15 protein-coding genes are annotated in these 13,840 nt (G+C 66.5%); 11 read left to right on the plus strand and 4 right to left on the minus strand.

Features of this window, described 5'->3' with window-relative positions:
* Positions 1-43: 43 nt before the first annotated feature.
* Positions 44-658 carry a response regulator transcription factor gene (locus V0R62_RS13110; RefSeq protein ID WP_330104007.1) on the plus strand — a complete coding sequence of 205 codons (615 nt, stop codon included), beginning with the start codon at positions 44-46 and terminating at the stop codon, positions 656-658.
* A 152-nt stretch (positions 659-810) separates the two neighbouring features.
* On the opposite strand, the gene V0R62_RS13115 is transcribed toward V0R62_RS13110, so the two are convergent.
* Positions 811-1,032 carry a DUF6555 family protein gene (locus tag V0R62_RS13115; protein ID WP_186713273.1) on the minus strand — a complete coding sequence of 74 codons (222 nt, stop codon included), beginning with the start codon at positions 1,030-1,032 and terminating at the stop codon, positions 811-813.
* Positions 1,033-1,271: 239 nt separating this feature from the next.
* On the opposite strand from V0R62_RS13115, the gene V0R62_RS13120 reads away from it, so the two are divergent.
* On the plus strand, positions 1,272-2,483 hold the full coding sequence (locus V0R62_RS13120) for a multidrug effflux MFS transporter (RefSeq protein ID WP_330104008.1): 1,212 nt from the start codon (positions 1,272-1,274) through the stop codon (positions 2,481-2,483).
* A gap of 5 nt (positions 2,484-2,488) precedes the next feature.
* Positions 2,489-3,085, plus strand: coding sequence for a TetR/AcrR family transcriptional regulator (locus V0R62_RS13125; RefSeq protein ID WP_330104009.1), 597 nt, complete (start codon positions 2,489-2,491; stop codon positions 3,083-3,085).
* A gap of 157 nt (positions 3,086-3,242) precedes the next feature.
* Here the strand turns inward: V0R62_RS13125 and hpaR are convergent, their stop codons facing one another.
* Both hpaR and hpaA read right to left on the minus strand, forming a co-directional pair.
* Positions 3,243-3,665, minus strand: a complete 423-nt coding sequence (gene hpaR, locus V0R62_RS13130; protein ID WP_110739440.1) for a homoprotocatechuate degradation operon regulator HpaR — start codon at positions 3,663-3,665, stop codon at positions 3,243-3,245.
* Between the two features lie 171 nt (positions 3,666-3,836).
* Entirely contained in the window at positions 3,837-4,739 is a 903-nt protein-coding gene (gene hpaA, locus V0R62_RS13135; protein ID WP_330104010.1) for a 4-hydroxyphenylacetate catabolism regulatory protein HpaA, read from the minus strand.
* 162 nt (positions 4,740-4,901) lie between these two features.
* Between hpaA and V0R62_RS13140 the strand changes: the two genes are divergently transcribed.
* The 8 genes from V0R62_RS13140 to V0R62_RS13175 all read left to right on the plus strand — a co-directional run bounded on the left by V0R62_RS13140 (position 4,902) and on the right by V0R62_RS13175 (position 11,970).
* Positions 4,902-5,576, plus strand: coding sequence for a fumarylacetoacetate hydrolase family protein (locus V0R62_RS13140; protein ID WP_330104011.1), 675 nt, complete (start codon positions 4,902-4,904; stop codon positions 5,574-5,576).
* Positions 5,573-6,352, plus strand: a complete 780-nt coding sequence (locus V0R62_RS13145; RefSeq protein WP_330104012.1) for a fumarylacetoacetate hydrolase family protein — start codon at positions 5,573-5,575, stop codon at positions 6,350-6,352. The genes V0R62_RS13140 and V0R62_RS13145 overlap by 4 nt, the downstream gene beginning before the upstream one ends.
* The gene (gene hpaE, locus V0R62_RS13150; RefSeq protein WP_330104013.1) at positions 6,349-7,809 is read left to right on the plus strand and encodes a 5-carboxymethyl-2-hydroxymuconate semialdehyde dehydrogenase; all 1,461 of its coding nucleotides are present in this window, start codon (positions 6,349-6,351) and stop codon (positions 7,807-7,809) included. The genes V0R62_RS13145 and hpaE overlap by 4 nt, the downstream gene beginning before the upstream one ends.
* A gap of 112 nt (positions 7,810-7,921) precedes the next feature.
* Positions 7,922-8,845, plus strand: coding sequence for a 3,4-dihydroxyphenylacetate 2,3-dioxygenase (hpaD, locus tag V0R62_RS13155; protein WP_330104014.1), 924 nt, complete (start codon positions 7,922-7,924; stop codon positions 8,843-8,845).
* 11 nt (positions 8,846-8,856) lie between these two features.
* A complete protein-coding gene (locus V0R62_RS13160; RefSeq protein WP_330104015.1) occupies positions 8,857-9,267 on the plus strand; it encodes a 5-carboxymethyl-2-hydroxymuconate isomerase in 411 nt (136 codons plus the stop codon).
* Positions 9,268-9,274: 7 nt separating this feature from the next.
* On the plus strand, positions 9,275-10,078 hold the full coding sequence (gene hpaH / locus V0R62_RS13165; RefSeq protein WP_330104016.1) for a 2-oxo-hept-4-ene-1,7-dioate hydratase: 804 nt from the start codon (positions 9,275-9,277) through the stop codon (positions 10,076-10,078).
* A gap of 9 nt (positions 10,079-10,087) precedes the next feature.
* Positions 10,088-10,888, plus strand: a complete 801-nt coding sequence (gene hpaI, locus V0R62_RS13170; protein ID WP_330104017.1) for a 4-hydroxy-2-oxoheptanedioate aldolase — start codon at positions 10,088-10,090, stop codon at positions 10,886-10,888.
* 122 nt (positions 10,889-11,010) lie between these two features.
* The gene (locus V0R62_RS13175; RefSeq protein WP_330104018.1) at positions 11,011-11,970 is read left to right on the plus strand and encodes a ribonuclease Z; all 960 of its coding nucleotides are present in this window, start codon (positions 11,011-11,013) and stop codon (positions 11,968-11,970) included.
* A 215-nt stretch (positions 11,971-12,185) separates the two neighbouring features.
* Here V0R62_RS13175 and V0R62_RS13180 read toward each other — a convergent pair whose 3' ends face one another.
* A complete protein-coding gene (locus V0R62_RS13180; RefSeq protein WP_330104019.1) occupies positions 12,186-13,754 on the minus strand; it encodes a GGDEF domain-containing protein in 1,569 nt (522 codons plus the stop codon).
* Positions 13,755-13,840 lie beyond the last annotated feature (86 nt).

The following is a 13,840-nucleotide window of genomic DNA, read 5'->3' on the forward strand; positions in this document are numbered from 1 at the left end:
ACTGCTAAATTAGCATGTGTCGGACGACAGGGAGTTCCTCGACGTGAGTTGCCGGATCATCGTGGCGGATGACCATCCGCTGTTCAGGGAAGCCATGGTCAGCACCGTGCGGCGTATCCTGCCCGACGCCCGGCTGGAGGAAGCCGGCAGCCTGGCAGATGTGTTGCGGCTGGCCACCTTGGGCGCCACGCCCGACACCCTGATCCTCGACCTGCGCTTTCCCGGCCTGACCTGCATCGGCCGCCTCGCCGAGCTGCGCCGACAACTGCCACGCACCACGCTGATCGTGGTGTCGATGGTCGACGATCCGGAGGTGATCTGCGAAGTCATGGCCGCCGGTGTCGATGGCTTTATCGGCAAGAGCGTCAGCCCAGCGGAAATCGGCGCGGCCATCCTCGCCATCCGCGCCGGCGAAGTGGTAGTCAACTACGCGCCCAGTGGCCTGCTGCCGCAATCGGGGGCCACCAGCGAGCTGGAGCAGCTCACCCACCGCCAGCAGGACGTGCTGCGTCTGATCGCCCAGGGCAAGACCAACAAGGAGATCGCCCGGGCCCTGGACATCTCGCCGTTCACCGTGCGCATCCATGTGTCGTCGCTGCTCAAGACCCTCAACGTGCCGACCCGTACGGCGGCGGCGGTGAAGTATTCCGGGAACTGAGCAACCATCAGAGGGTTGTGTGTGGCTGCGTGGGAGCGGGCTAGCCTCGCGAACACCGGCAAAGCCGATGCCAGGCATCGCATCGCGGGGCAAGCCCGCTCCCACGCTGATTCAGGTACCTGGCCGATTTCCTGTGGTTCGCCTACGACGCCTCACACCCGCCAGTGCACATCGGTGATGCCGTGGCGCTCGGCCATCGGCCGGCTGACCTTTTTGATCTTTTCCCGACCGAACTTCGGAATGATCCCCAACCCCGCGTCGCAACTGGCCCAGTGCCAGGCTTCGGCGTTGTCCATGTGCTCCTGGCGGATGATGAATCGCCGCGGCTCTCCGTGCAGCCGATATTCGATGGTGTACAGCTGGGGACTTGGCATCGACGCAGGCCCTCCTCTTCTCCATGGATGACTCTCTGACAGATCACCCTTTGCGTTGAAAATTCAAAAAAATTACCAAGCAAGCCCAAGGGAGGGTCATAGGCGCAAGATCCGCCGGTCCTGTACCAGCGAATGCCCTGTTGCAAGGGCACGGTCTTGTTGACCCCTGCGTGTTCTCTGGCATAATTCGAACAACCTACCGGTCGGTAGGTTAATTTTTGCCAACGGATTTTCCAGTCATGCCTGCTTCCAACCTGCGCTTCGCCGCCTCCCTCGCCCTGATCGGCGCCCTCGGCCCTTCGGCCATCGACATGTACCTGGCCAGCCTGCCGGAAATGGCCCGCGACTTTGCCACCGGCTATACCCAGGTGCAGCTGACCTTGACCGTGTTCCTGTTAGCGATGGGCGCCGGCCAGTTGCTGTTCGGCCCCGTGGTGGACGCCCTGGGCCGGCGTCGCCCATTGCTCGCGGGCCTGATGGTGTTCAGCCTTGCTTCCCTCGGCGCGGCCGCCGCGCCATCGCTGGACACGTTGCTGCTGGCACGCCTGGTCCAGGGCCTGGCAAGCGCGCTGACGCTGGTGGTGATCATGAGCATGGTGCGCGACAGCGCCGACGGCGCGCGTGCGGCGCAGATCTTCGCCCTGCTGATGACCATCGAAGGCCTGGCGCCGATCCTCGCCCCGGCGCTGGGCGGGGTGATCGACGCGGCCTATGGCTGGCGGGCGATCATGCTGGTGCTGGCCGGCCTGGGCCTGCTGACCCTGCTCAATTCGACGCTGACACTCGGCGAAACCTTGCCGGCGGGGCAGCGGGTACGCCTGGCGCCGACCCGCGCATGGCGCACCTATGCGCGCATCGCCGCCGACGGCACGTTCCTGCGTCCGGCCCTGGCCTTGTCGGCGGTGTTCTTCTTCCTGTTCGCCTACATCGCCGGCTCCGCCTACGTGTACCAGCAGCACTTCGGCCTTTCCAGCGCCCACTTCGGCCTGCTGTTCGGGGCCTGCGGCGTGGCCATCCTGCTCGGCGCGGCGCTGTCCGGCTACTGGGTGACGCGCCATGGCGTGGCTCGCGTGGCCTGGTGGGGCGCGCTGTGCATGGGTGGCGGCGCGCTGCTGACGGTACTTGCCGGGCTGAGCGGCGCGGGCCTGGCGCTGCTGCTGGCGGGCGTGGTACTGGCGCTGTTCGGCTTAGGCATTTGCGAGGCCACCTTGATGGCCCTGGCGATGTCGTCGCAACAACGTGACGTCGGCTCCACCGCAGCCCTGCTCGGCGCCCTGCAACTGGTGATATCGTCCAGTGCCACACCGTTGGCCGGGCACCTGGCAACACTGGGACCGCTGGCCTGGGCCTGGCTGCTGGCGGCGGCGGCGCTGGCCATCGTCGGTTTGACCCGCGCCGCCGTGGCAAAGACAATCAGCGCCTCGTCCTACCCTAGCGTCAACCCGGAGTGACCGCCTTGAAAGCCCTGACCCCTTCCGCCGCGCGTATCTGCGACCATGCCGTCGAGCACTTTGCCGAACACGGCTACGACGGCTCGTCGCTGAACGAGATCGCCGTCCTGGCGGGCATGCGCAAGGCGTCGCTGTACGCCCACTTCGCCAACAAGGACGCGTTGTTCGTGCGCGCCTTCGAACGGGCGCTGGCGGACGAGACCGCCTACGTCGAGGCCGGATTCAGCCACGAGGCGGCGGGCCGCGAGGCGCCAGGGCACTGGCATCCGCTGCACCTGGCCGAGCGCTACGCCGCCTCGGCCAACCTGCGCTTCGTGCTGCGCACGGCATTCCTGCCACCGGCGCCGATCCGTGCGATCGTCACCGGCGGCTTCGAGGCCTACCTGGAGCAAATCCGCCTGGGCTTCTGCCAGGCCCTGCGCGAGCGCCACGCCTGGGCCCGCAGCGATGGCAACAAGCTGGAGCTGTATGGCGATGCGTACCTGGGGATCATCGACAGTCTGCATGTGGAGCTGCTGTATGCGAACCCGGCGGTGTATGCGCGGCGGGCGGCTTCGTTGCTGAAGATTCTCGATGATTCGCTGTATCTGGCGGGTCAGTGAAGAACAAGGGCTTGCGCAATCCCTGTAGGAGCGGCCTTGTGTCGCGAAAGGGGCGCGTAGCGGCCCCAGGATTTGAGCGTTGACGCATCAATCGACGGGGCTGCTTCGCAGCCCTTTCGCGGCACAAGGCCGCTCCTACAAGGGGCTGCGCACGGCATCAGGGCCTGACTTTCTTCAGCTCATTCAGTAGTCCCATCAACTGCTCCAGCTTGTCCTCGCCGAACTGACGCTGGATCTCCTGGTAATTGCGCTCCATCTCCTCGCTCATGGCCAGGAACGCCTGCTGGCCGCGCACGGTCAGGCTGATGAAGATTCGCCGCTGATCCTCCGGCGACTTGCGCCGGCCCACCAGGCCGTCGCGCTCCAGGCGCTTGAGCACGCCGCTCATGCTCGGTTTGAGGATGCAGGCCTGGTCCGCCAACTGGTGGCTTTCCAGCTCGCCTTGCTGGCGCAGGATGCGGATCACCCGCCACTGCTGCTCGGTCAGGTCATGGGCATTGAGGGCCGGACGGAAGAACGCCATGGTCGCTTCGCGGGCCTGCAACAGGGTCAACGTCAGGGAAGGTCTAGGATTGGTCATCAGGATAAACGGCTGGTTTTATTAAGATATTAATAAAGTGAAAACCATTTTCACCCGTGCTGTCCAGCCCCTGTGAAAAGTACCAGCGCTCCCGGCAAACACCCATTTTCCAGGCGCCGCCTTCGTTGCACGATCAGTTGAAGCCCGCAGCCCGGAACTGATCGCCTCATGTCAACGCAATCCCGCCTGGCGCTGGCGGTACTCCCCCGGCGTCATCTGCGCATGGCGCTGGAAGAAGCGGCTGAAATACGCCGGATCCTTGAACCCCAGCCGGTAGCAGATCTCGTTGGCCGAACCGCCGGTGTACAGCAGCAACCGCCGCGCCTCCTGCATCAGCCGTTCGAACACCAGGCGCTTGGACGGCAGGTCGGCCATACGCTGGCACACATCGTTCAGCCGCGCCTCGGTCACCCCCAGCGCCGCCGCATACGCCGGCAGCGTCCAGTGGTCGAGGTAGTGACGCTCGATCAGCTCGTTGAAGCGATGGAACAGCTGCAGGTCCTCGTGCCGCGCGGGCTTGGCCTCCAGCGAATTGGCGCCCAGGCGCAGCAGGCTGATCATCACCAGGCGCGCCAGGTCCTGCACGGCGGTGCCCTGCCCGGCCTGGCCATGGCCGATTTCGTCACCGAGCAGGTCGAACAGCTGCTCCAGGCGCCGCACTTCCCCGGCCGCCGCGCCCTGCAGGTGACCGAGGGCGACGCAGGCCGGTTGCAGTCGCGGGCCCAACGCCAGCCCGGGCTCGGCCTGCAGCAGTTGCCAGACCAGTTGCTGGCGGACGGTCAGCACATGGCCGTCGGCGTCGGCCTCGGTGACGAAGGCATGGGGAATGGTCGGTGGGGTGAGGAAGAACATCGGCCCGGACTCGTGGTAGCGCTGCTCATCCAGGTACACCCGTACGCTGCCGGTCTTGACGTAGTGCACCTGGAAGAAGCGGTCGTGGCGGTGCACCGGCATGTTGCGACCGAAGAAACCGGCCAGGTTGCCCAGGCGGTCGTAGTGCACCTCGCTGTCGCTGTAGCGCTGGTCGTAGACCTGACCGATGTTGATGTTGGGGATCGGCTGTCGTTCTTTCATTGTTGTTCTCGCAGCGGTGAAACGCGCCGGGGAAACCATCGTAGCACCACCGGCCAGCGGTGGACGCCTTGACGATCGTTAACATATTAAATATAACGTTAACACATTAACAAAAACACAACGAGGCGCCCCCGATCGCTTCGCCCACCGCAGGAGAAAAGCATGAGCCGTGCCTTGCACGAGGTCGCCAACGGCAGCTTGTTCGGCGTCGCCCTGAACTACCAGGGCCTGCTGCAGCAGCATCTGGCATCCTTCCATGAAGCGCCGTACCGGCAGCCGCCGGTCAAGCCGGTGCTGTTCATCAAGACCCCGAACACCCGCAACGAGCATGCCCGACCGGTAACCTACCCTTCGGCAGTCGATCGCCTGCAACCCGGCCCCGCGCTGGGCGTGGTGATAGGCAAGGACGCCAGCCGCGTCAGCGTCGAAAACGCCCTCGCGCATGTGGCCGGCTACACCATCGTCAACGAGTTCAGCCTGCCCGAGGACAGCTACTACCGCCCGGCGGTCAAGGCCAAGTGCCGCGACGGCTTCTGCGCCATCGGCCCGCAGCTGGTGCCGGCCGCGCAGGTCGGCAACCCCGACGCGCTGGGCATCCGCCTGTGGGTCAACGGCGAGCTGCGCCAGCAGAACACCACCGCCAACTGCGTGCGCGGCGTGGGCCGGCTGATCGCCGAGATCAGCGAGTTCATGACCCTGCATGCCGGCGACGTGCTGATCACCGGCACCCCCGAAGGCCGCGTCGATGTGCTGCCCGGCGACCGCGTGACGGTCGAGATCGACGGCCTTGGCCAACTGACCAACCCCATCGTCGCCGAACAAGGACTCGCCCCATGAAGCACGCCCGTATCCAGTTCGACGGCCAGGTCCATCAGGTCACCGTCGAGGACGACCAGCAACTGCGCCTGGCCGATGGCCGCCTGGTCCATGCCGACCAGGTCACCTGGCTGCCGCCGGCCACCGGCAACATGTTCGCCCTGGGCCTGAACTACGCCGACCACGCCGCCGAGCTGGCCTTCACCCCGCCCACCGAACCGCTGGCCTTCATCAAGTCGCCGGGCACCTACACCGGGCACGAGCAGGTCACCTGGCGCCCGGACAACGTCAAGTACATGCACTACGAGTGCGAGCTGGTGGCGGTCATCGGCAAGCCGGCGCGCAACGTCCGACGCGAGGACGCCCTCGCCTACCTGGCCGGCTACACCGTGTGCAACGACTACGCCATCCGCGACTACCTAGAGAACTACTACCGCCCCAACCTGCGGGTGAAGAACCGCGACGCCACCACCCCGGTGGGCCCTTGGATCGTCGACGTCGCCGACGTGCCGGATCCGTCGAACCTGTCGCTGCGCACCTGGATCAACGGCGAGCTGAAACAGCAAGGCACCACCGCCGACATGATCTTCGACATCCCCTACCTGATCGAATACTTCTCCAGCTTCATGACCCTGCAGCCCGGCGACATGATCGCCACCGGCACCCCGGAAGGCCTGGCCGACGTGGTGCCGGGCGACGAGGTGGTGGTGGAAGTGGAAGGCGTCGGCCGCCTGGTCAACCGAATCGTCAGCGAAGCCGAGTTCTTCGCCCGCAAAGCACACGAGGCAACAGCATGATCAAGCACTGGATCAACGGCCGCGAAGTCGAGAGCCGCGACACCTTCATCAACTACAACCCGGCTACCGGCGAAGCCATCGGCGAAGTCGCCAGCGGCGGCGCCGAGGAAGTCGCCCAGGCCGTGGCCGCGGCCAAGGAAGCCTTCCCGAAATGGGCCAACACCCCGGCCAAAGAGCGCGCCCGGCTGATGCGCCGCCTGGGCGAGCTGATCGAACAGAACGTGCCGCAGCTGGCCGAACTGGAAACCCTGGACACCGGCCTGCCGATCCATCAGACGCGCAACGTGCTGATCCCCCGCGCCTCGCACAACTTCGACTTCTTCGCCGAGGTGTGCACGCGCATGGACGGCCACACCTACCCGGTGGACGACCAGATGCTCAACTACACCCTGTACCAGCCGGTGGGCGTGTGCGGACTGGTGTCGCCCTGGAACGTGCCGTTCATGACCGCCACCTGGAAGACCGCGCCGTGCCTGGCCCTGGGCAACACTGCGGTGCTGAAGATGAGCGAGCTGTCGCCGCTCACCGCCAATGAACTGGGGCGCCTGGCAGTCGAGGCCGGCATCCCCAATGGCGTGCTCAACGTCATCCAGGGCTACGGCGCCACCGCCGGCGACGCCCTGGTGCGCCACCCGGACGTGCGCGCCATCTCGTTCACCGGCGGCACTGCCACCGGTCGCAAGATCATGCAGACGGCGGGCCTGAAGAAGTACTCCATGGAACTGGGCGGCAAGTCGCCGGTGCTGGTCTTCGAGGACGCCGACCTCGAGCGAGCCCTGGACGCCGCGCTGTTCACCATCTTCTCGCTCAACGGCGAGCGCTGCACCGCCGGCAGCCGGATCTTCATCCAGGAAAGCGTGTACCCGCAGTTCGTCGCCGAGTTCGCCGCTCGCGCCAGGCGCCTGATCGTCGGTGACCCGACCGATCCGAAGACCCAGGTCGGCTCGATGATCACCCAGCAGCACTACGACAAGGTCACCGGCTACATCCGCATCGGCCTCGAGGAAGGCGCACGCCTGGTGGCCGGCGGCCTGGAGCGTCCGGTCGGGCTGCCGGCACACCTGGCCAAGGGGCAGTTCATCCAGCCGACGGTGTTCGCCGACGTGAACAACTCGATGCGCATCGCCCAGGAAGAGATCTTCGGCCCGGTGGTCTGCCTGATCCCGTTCAAGGACGAGGCCGAGGCGCTGCAACTGGCCAACGACACCGAATACGGCCTGGCTTCGTACATCTGGACCCAGGACATCGGCAAGGCCCACCGCCTGGCCCGTGGCATCGAGGCGGGCATGGTGTTCATCAACAGCCAGAACGTGCGCGACCTGCGCCAACCGTTCGGTGGTGTGAAAGGCTCGGGTACCGGGCGCGAAGGTGGGCAATACAGCTTCGAGGTCTTCGCCGAGATCAAGAACGTGTGTATATCCATGGGTAGCCATCACATTCCGCGCTGGGGCATCTGACGTCATCGCGGGACAAGTCGCAGCGGCGAACCGCCACTCCCACAAAGGCATCGGTTCGTGGGAGCGGGCTTGCCCCGCGATGCGGCCACAACAACAATCACAGGAGATTCCCATGGGCAAACTCGCTCTCGCCGCCAAGATCACCCATGTGCCCTCGATGTACCTGTCCGAACTGCCCGGCCCGCGCCAGGGCTTTCGCCAGGCGGCCATCGACGGCCACCACGAGATCGGCCGGCGCTGCCGCGAACTGGGCGTGGACACCATCGTCGTGTTCGACACCCACTGGCTGGTCAACGCCAACTACCACATCAACTGCGCCGCGCATTTCGAAGGCCTGTACACCAGCAACGAACTGCCACACTTCATCGCCAACATGGACTACGGCTTCCCCGGCAACCCCGAACTGGGGCGGATCCTCGCCGAGCAATGCAACCGCCTCGGCGTGGAGACCATGGCCCACGACGCCACCACCCTGGCCCCGGAGTACGGCACCCTGGTGCCCATGCGCTACATGAACGCCGACCGTCACTTCAAGGTGGTCTCGGTCTCGGCCCTGTGCACCTCGCACTACCTCAACGACAGCGCGCGCCTGGGCTGGGCCATGCGCAAGGCGGTCGAGGACCACTACGACGGCACCGTGGCCTTCCTCGCCAGTGGCTCGCTGTCGCATCGCTTCGCCCAGAACGGCCAGGCCCCGGACTTTGCCACCAAGGTATGGAGCCCCTTCCTGGAGACCCTCGACCACCGCGTGGTGCGCATGTGGCAGGACGGCGACTGGGCCGACTTCTGCGCGATGCTGCCCGAGTACGCGGTCAAGGGCCACGGCGAAGGTTTCATGCACGACACCGCCATGCTGCTCGGCGCCCTGGGCTGGTCGCAGTACGACGGCAAGGCCGAGGTAGTGACGCCGTACTTCGGCTCCTCCGGCACCGGCCAGATCAACGCGATCTTCCCGGTCACCCCGCAGGACGGCAGCGCTATCCCCGCCGCCCAGGCCTCGAACCCGGCCGGCGTCACCTCCACCAGCCGCCTGTAAGGAGCACCGTCATGCCCCATCTGGTCCTGCTCTACAGCCCGGACATCGAGGCCGAAGCAGATATGCCCGGCCTGTGCCGCGCCCTGGCCGACTGCATGCTCGCCCAGCGCGACGAACATGATCGCCAGGTGTTCCCCACCGGCGGCACCCGCGTGCTGGCCTACCCGGCCGCCCACGCGGCGATCGCCGATGGTCGTGGCGACTACGGCTTCGTCTACGCCAACCTGCGCATGGGCAGCGGTCGCAGCGCCACGGGGCACCGGCAGGTCGGCGATGCGCTGCTGGCTGTCTTGCGCCTGCACCTGGACGCGCTGCTGGAACGCCGCCCGGTCGGTGTGACCCTGCAGATCGATGAAAGCCAGGCGCAGGTGTACGACGCCAAGCACAGCAGCCTGCATCCCCTGTTCACCCGTCAGCCCTGAGGTCTCCATGCTCGACGCCCGCATCATCCAGCAAGCCGCCGCCCGCCTCGACAAGGCCGAACGCACCCGCGAACAGGTCGGCCAGTTCTCCCTGGAACACCCCTCGATCAGCATCGAGGACGCCTACGCCATCCAGCGTGCCTGGGTGGCGCAGAAGATCAAGGACGGCCGCAAGCTGGTCGGCCACAAGATCGGCCTGACTTCCCGGGCCATGCAGGTCTCCTCGAACATCACCGAGCCGGACTACGGCGCGCTGCTCGACGACATGCTGTTCGACGAAGGCAGCGACATTCCCTTCGAGCGCTTCATCGTGCCCAGGGTCGAGGTGGAGCTGGCGTTCATCCTCGGCAAGCCGCTCAAGGGGCCGAACGTAACCCTGTTCGACGTGCTCGACGCCACCGAGTGGGTGATTCCGGCCCTGGAGATCATCGATGCGCGCATCCAGCAGGTCGACCCGCTCAGCGGCGCCACCCGCAAGGTGTTCGACACCATCTCCGACAACGCCGCCAACGCCGGCGTGGTCATGGGCGGCCGTGCCGTGCGCCCGGGCGACGTCGACCTGCGCAAGGTGCCGGCGGTGCTGTATCGCAACGGCGTGATCGAGGAGTCCGGTGTGTCGGCGGCGGTGCTCAACCACCCGGCCAAGGGCGTGGCCTGGCTGGCTAACAAGCTGGCGCCATACGACGTGGGCCTGGAGGCCGGCCAGATCATTCTCGGCGGCTCGTTCACCCGCCCGGTGGCCGCCCGCCCCGGCGATACCTTCCACGTCGACTACGATCAACTCGGTTCGATCGCCTGCCGATTCACCTGAGGACCCGCCATGGACATGCCCATCAACACCTTCAAGCAACGCCTGCACGCTGGCCAGGCGCAGATCGGCCTGTGGCTCGGCCTGGCCGACCCGTACTGCGCGGAGCTGGCGGCCAATGCCGGCTTCGACTGGCTGCTGCTCGACGGCGAGCACGCGCCCAACGACCTGCGCAGCCTGCTCGGCCAGTTGCAGGCGGTGGCGCCCTACCCGGCCCAGCCGATCGTGCGTCCGGTGATCGGCGACACCGCGCTGATCAAGCAGTTGCTGGATATCGGCGCGCAGACCCTGCTGGTGCCCATGGTCGAAAGCGCCGAGCAGGCACGCCAGCTGGTGCGAGCGATGCATTACCCGCCCCATGGTGTGCGCGGTGTCGGCAGCGCGTTGGCACGAGCGTCGCGCTGGAACAGCCTACCCGACTACCTGGACCAGGCCGACGAACAGATGTGCCTGCTGGTGCAGGTGGAGAACCGCGAAGGCCTGGCCAACCTCGAAGCGATCTGCGCCGTCGAAGGCGTCGATGGCGTGTTCATCGGCCCCGCCGACCTCAGCGCCGCCATGGGCCACCGGGGCAACCCGGGACACCCCGAAGTGCAGGCGGCCATCGACGACGCCATCGTGCGCATCGGCCGTGCCGGCAAGGCGGCGGGGATCCTCAGCGCCGACGAAGCGCTGGCGCGCCGGTATATCGAGTTGGGCGCGGCGTTCGTCGCCGTGGGGGTCGACACCACGGTGCTGATGCGCGGCTTGCAGGGGTTGGCGGGCAAGTTCAAGGAGGGGAACGCTACCATCGCCCAGGGCGGTGTCTACTAGTCCGCACTGGTAGCGCGTAAGCTCGATGTTGGGAGCGCACTGGCCCCTCCGGCAGCGCCATGCTAGCCTCCGCGCGCCCCGCCCTGCGGGGCCGCAACAACGTCGAATCAAGGAGTCAGGCAATGGACCTGCAGTTTCTGGGCACCTCTTCCGGTGTGCCCACCAAGGCCCGCAACGTCAGTGCGACCGCGGTCATCGAATCCTCCGGCACCGGCTGGTACCTGGTCGATTGCGGCGAAGGCACCCAGCACCAGTTGCTGCACAGCCCGCTGTCGGTGCGCGACCTGCGCGCCATTCTCATCACCCATGTGCACGGTGACCACTGCTTCGGCTTGCCGGGGCTGCTGGCCAGCGCCGGCATGTCGGGGCGCAAGGAACCCTTGCAGCTGGTGCTGCCGGCCGAGCTTCAGGCCTGGGTGCGCCAGAGCCTGGCGGTCAGCGACACCTACCTGCCCTTCGAAGTGCAGATGCAGCCGGTCGAGACCTTCGCCGGCCTGGAACAGGGCAATGTGCAGATCGGCGTGGTCGAGCTGTCGCACCGGGTGCCGTCCTACGGTTTCGTGTTCGAGGAGCGTGACCCAGAGCCACGGCTGGACACCCAGCGCCTGCAGGCCGACGGCATCCCCGCCGGGCCGCTGTGGGGGCAACTGGCCCGTGGCAGGACCGTCGAGCACGAGGGCCGTGAGCTCGACCCGCAGGCCTACCTGCAACCGACGCGCCCGGCGCAGCGGATCATCGTCTGTGGCGACAATGATCGCCCGGAGCTGCTGAGCACGCTGGCGGCGAACGTGGATGTGCTGGTCCACGAGGCGACCTTCACCCAGCCGGTGGTCGAGCGTGCCCAGGCCAGCTTCGGCCACAGCACCGCTGCGGCGGTGGCGCGCTTCGCTGAGACGGCGGGCGTGAGGAACCTGGTACTGACGCATTTCAGTGCTCGCTATCAGTCGGGCGGTGGGCGTGGCGGCTCCATCGAGGAAGTGCGCGAAGAGGCGCAGGCTCATTACAACGGGCACCTGACCCTGGCCCGGGACCTGCAGCGTTATCGGCTTGGCCGTGATGGGGTGTTGGTCGAGGTGGAGTGAGCCGGCCTTATGGCCAGCCCTTTTGGATATCAACGCTCCAATTCAAGATAGCCGGGGTCGCTCTGCGACCCTTTCGCGGCACAAGGCCGCTCCTACAGGGGGGCGCGATCGCCTGTAGGAGCGGCCTTGTGCCGCGAAAGGGCTGCAAAGCAGCCCCGGCAATTCCAAGCCAGACACCAACTTTCAACACCTTGCAAAGGCTTAGCCTTACGACCTCAATGCGCCGGATGCTGCGCCACACTGGACGCCAGGCAATAGCGATCCCGCCCCTGACGCTTGGCTTCATAAAGCGCCGCGTCCGCCACCGCCATCAGGTTCTCCGGGGTCACCGTTTCCAGCGTCGGCGCGCCCACCGCGATACCGGCACTGGCCGTGACATGCCCCAACGGGCTGCCGGCATGCTCGATGGCCAGCCGGCGCAACAGCTGCAGGATCTCCTGGACGATCTGGCTGGCGCCCTGGGCATCGGTATCGGGCAACAACAGGGTGAACTCCTCGCCACCATAACGCACCGCCAGGTCCCCGGGGCGCTTGAGCGCCTGTCGCAGCAGCTCGGCGAAACGCCGCAGGCACTGGTCGCCCACCGGGTGGCCGTAGCGGTCGTTGTAGGCCTTGAAATAGTCCAGGTCGAGCATCACCAAAGCCAGCGGCCGGCCCTGGCGCCGCGCCCGGCGGATCTCCGGTTCGAACACCGCGTCCAGCCGCCGGCGGTTGCCCAGCCCGGTCAGGCTGTCGCTCAGGGCCAGCGCCTTGAGGGTCTGGTGGGCCTGGTGCAGCGCGCGCTCGATGGCGATGCGCTCGCGCAATTGGCGCAGGACGATCCAACCGAAGCCGGCCAGGCCGACCAGCAGCAGGACCAGCACGGCCAGTGACTTGATCATGTCATGCCGCCAGGGCGCGACGATCGACTCGCGGGACAAGCCCGCCTGCACCACAAGCGGATAGCTGGACAGCGCACGGAACGCGTACAACCGGGTTGTGCCGTCGACCACCGCCACCGCCTCGGCCACCCCTTCACTGGCATAGGGCAAGTAGAGTCGGAAGATCTCGCTGCCCGCCAGGCTGCGGCCAATGACCTGCTCGACGAACGGCCGGCGCACGAGGATGGTACCGTCGCGCTTGGCCAGCACCAGGGCGCCACGTTCATCGATCTTGAAATCACCGTAGTAACGCACGAACCAGTCGACCTTGATGGTGCCCAGCAGCACCCCGGCGAAGCGCCCATCGGGCAGGTCCAGGCGCCGCGAGATGGGGATGATCAGGTCGCCGGTGGAGCGGCTGCGCACCACCGAGCCGATGCGCACCCGACGATCAGCGTGGGTGCGGTGATAGATGAAATAATCGCGGTCGGCGTTGTTGGCGCCCGGCGGCACGGCCTCCTTGTCGGTGACGATCCAGCTGCCATCGGCGCCATAGACGAACAATCCGTGCAATTGCGGCATGATCTGCACCTGCTGCTTGAGCAGGGCATGCAGGCGCGGGTGATCGATATGGGCGAAGCCATCGCCCTCCAGGCGCTCGGCCAGGACCGCAGTGATCGCGTCCACCTGGCGGATGGCATCCTCGGCGTGCTGGGCAGTGGCCCGGGCCAGGTTGGTGACCGCGTTCTCGGCATCGTGGAACGCCTGTCGGTATTCGCGCCAGATGCGCCAGCCCTCGATCAGCACGAACGCCAGCATCACCACCGCCATGAACCCCAGCACCAGGCGGAACAACGACACGGCGCGGCCCTCGCCGGTCACCGCGAAGACGCCGTCATCAGTCTGTTTCCTGGCTGCTGCCATCGAAATCCCTTGTCGTCACGCACTGGCCGCTCATCACTATAGTTCAGCCAGGCCACTGTCTATCACCTGTAGGAGCGGCCTTGTGC

Source organism: Pseudomonas carassii (genome assembly GCF_036324045.1).
In the GTDB taxonomy this organism is placed as follows: Bacteria; Pseudomonadota; Gammaproteobacteria; order Pseudomonadales; family Pseudomonadaceae; genus Aquipseudomonas; species Aquipseudomonas peradeniyensis.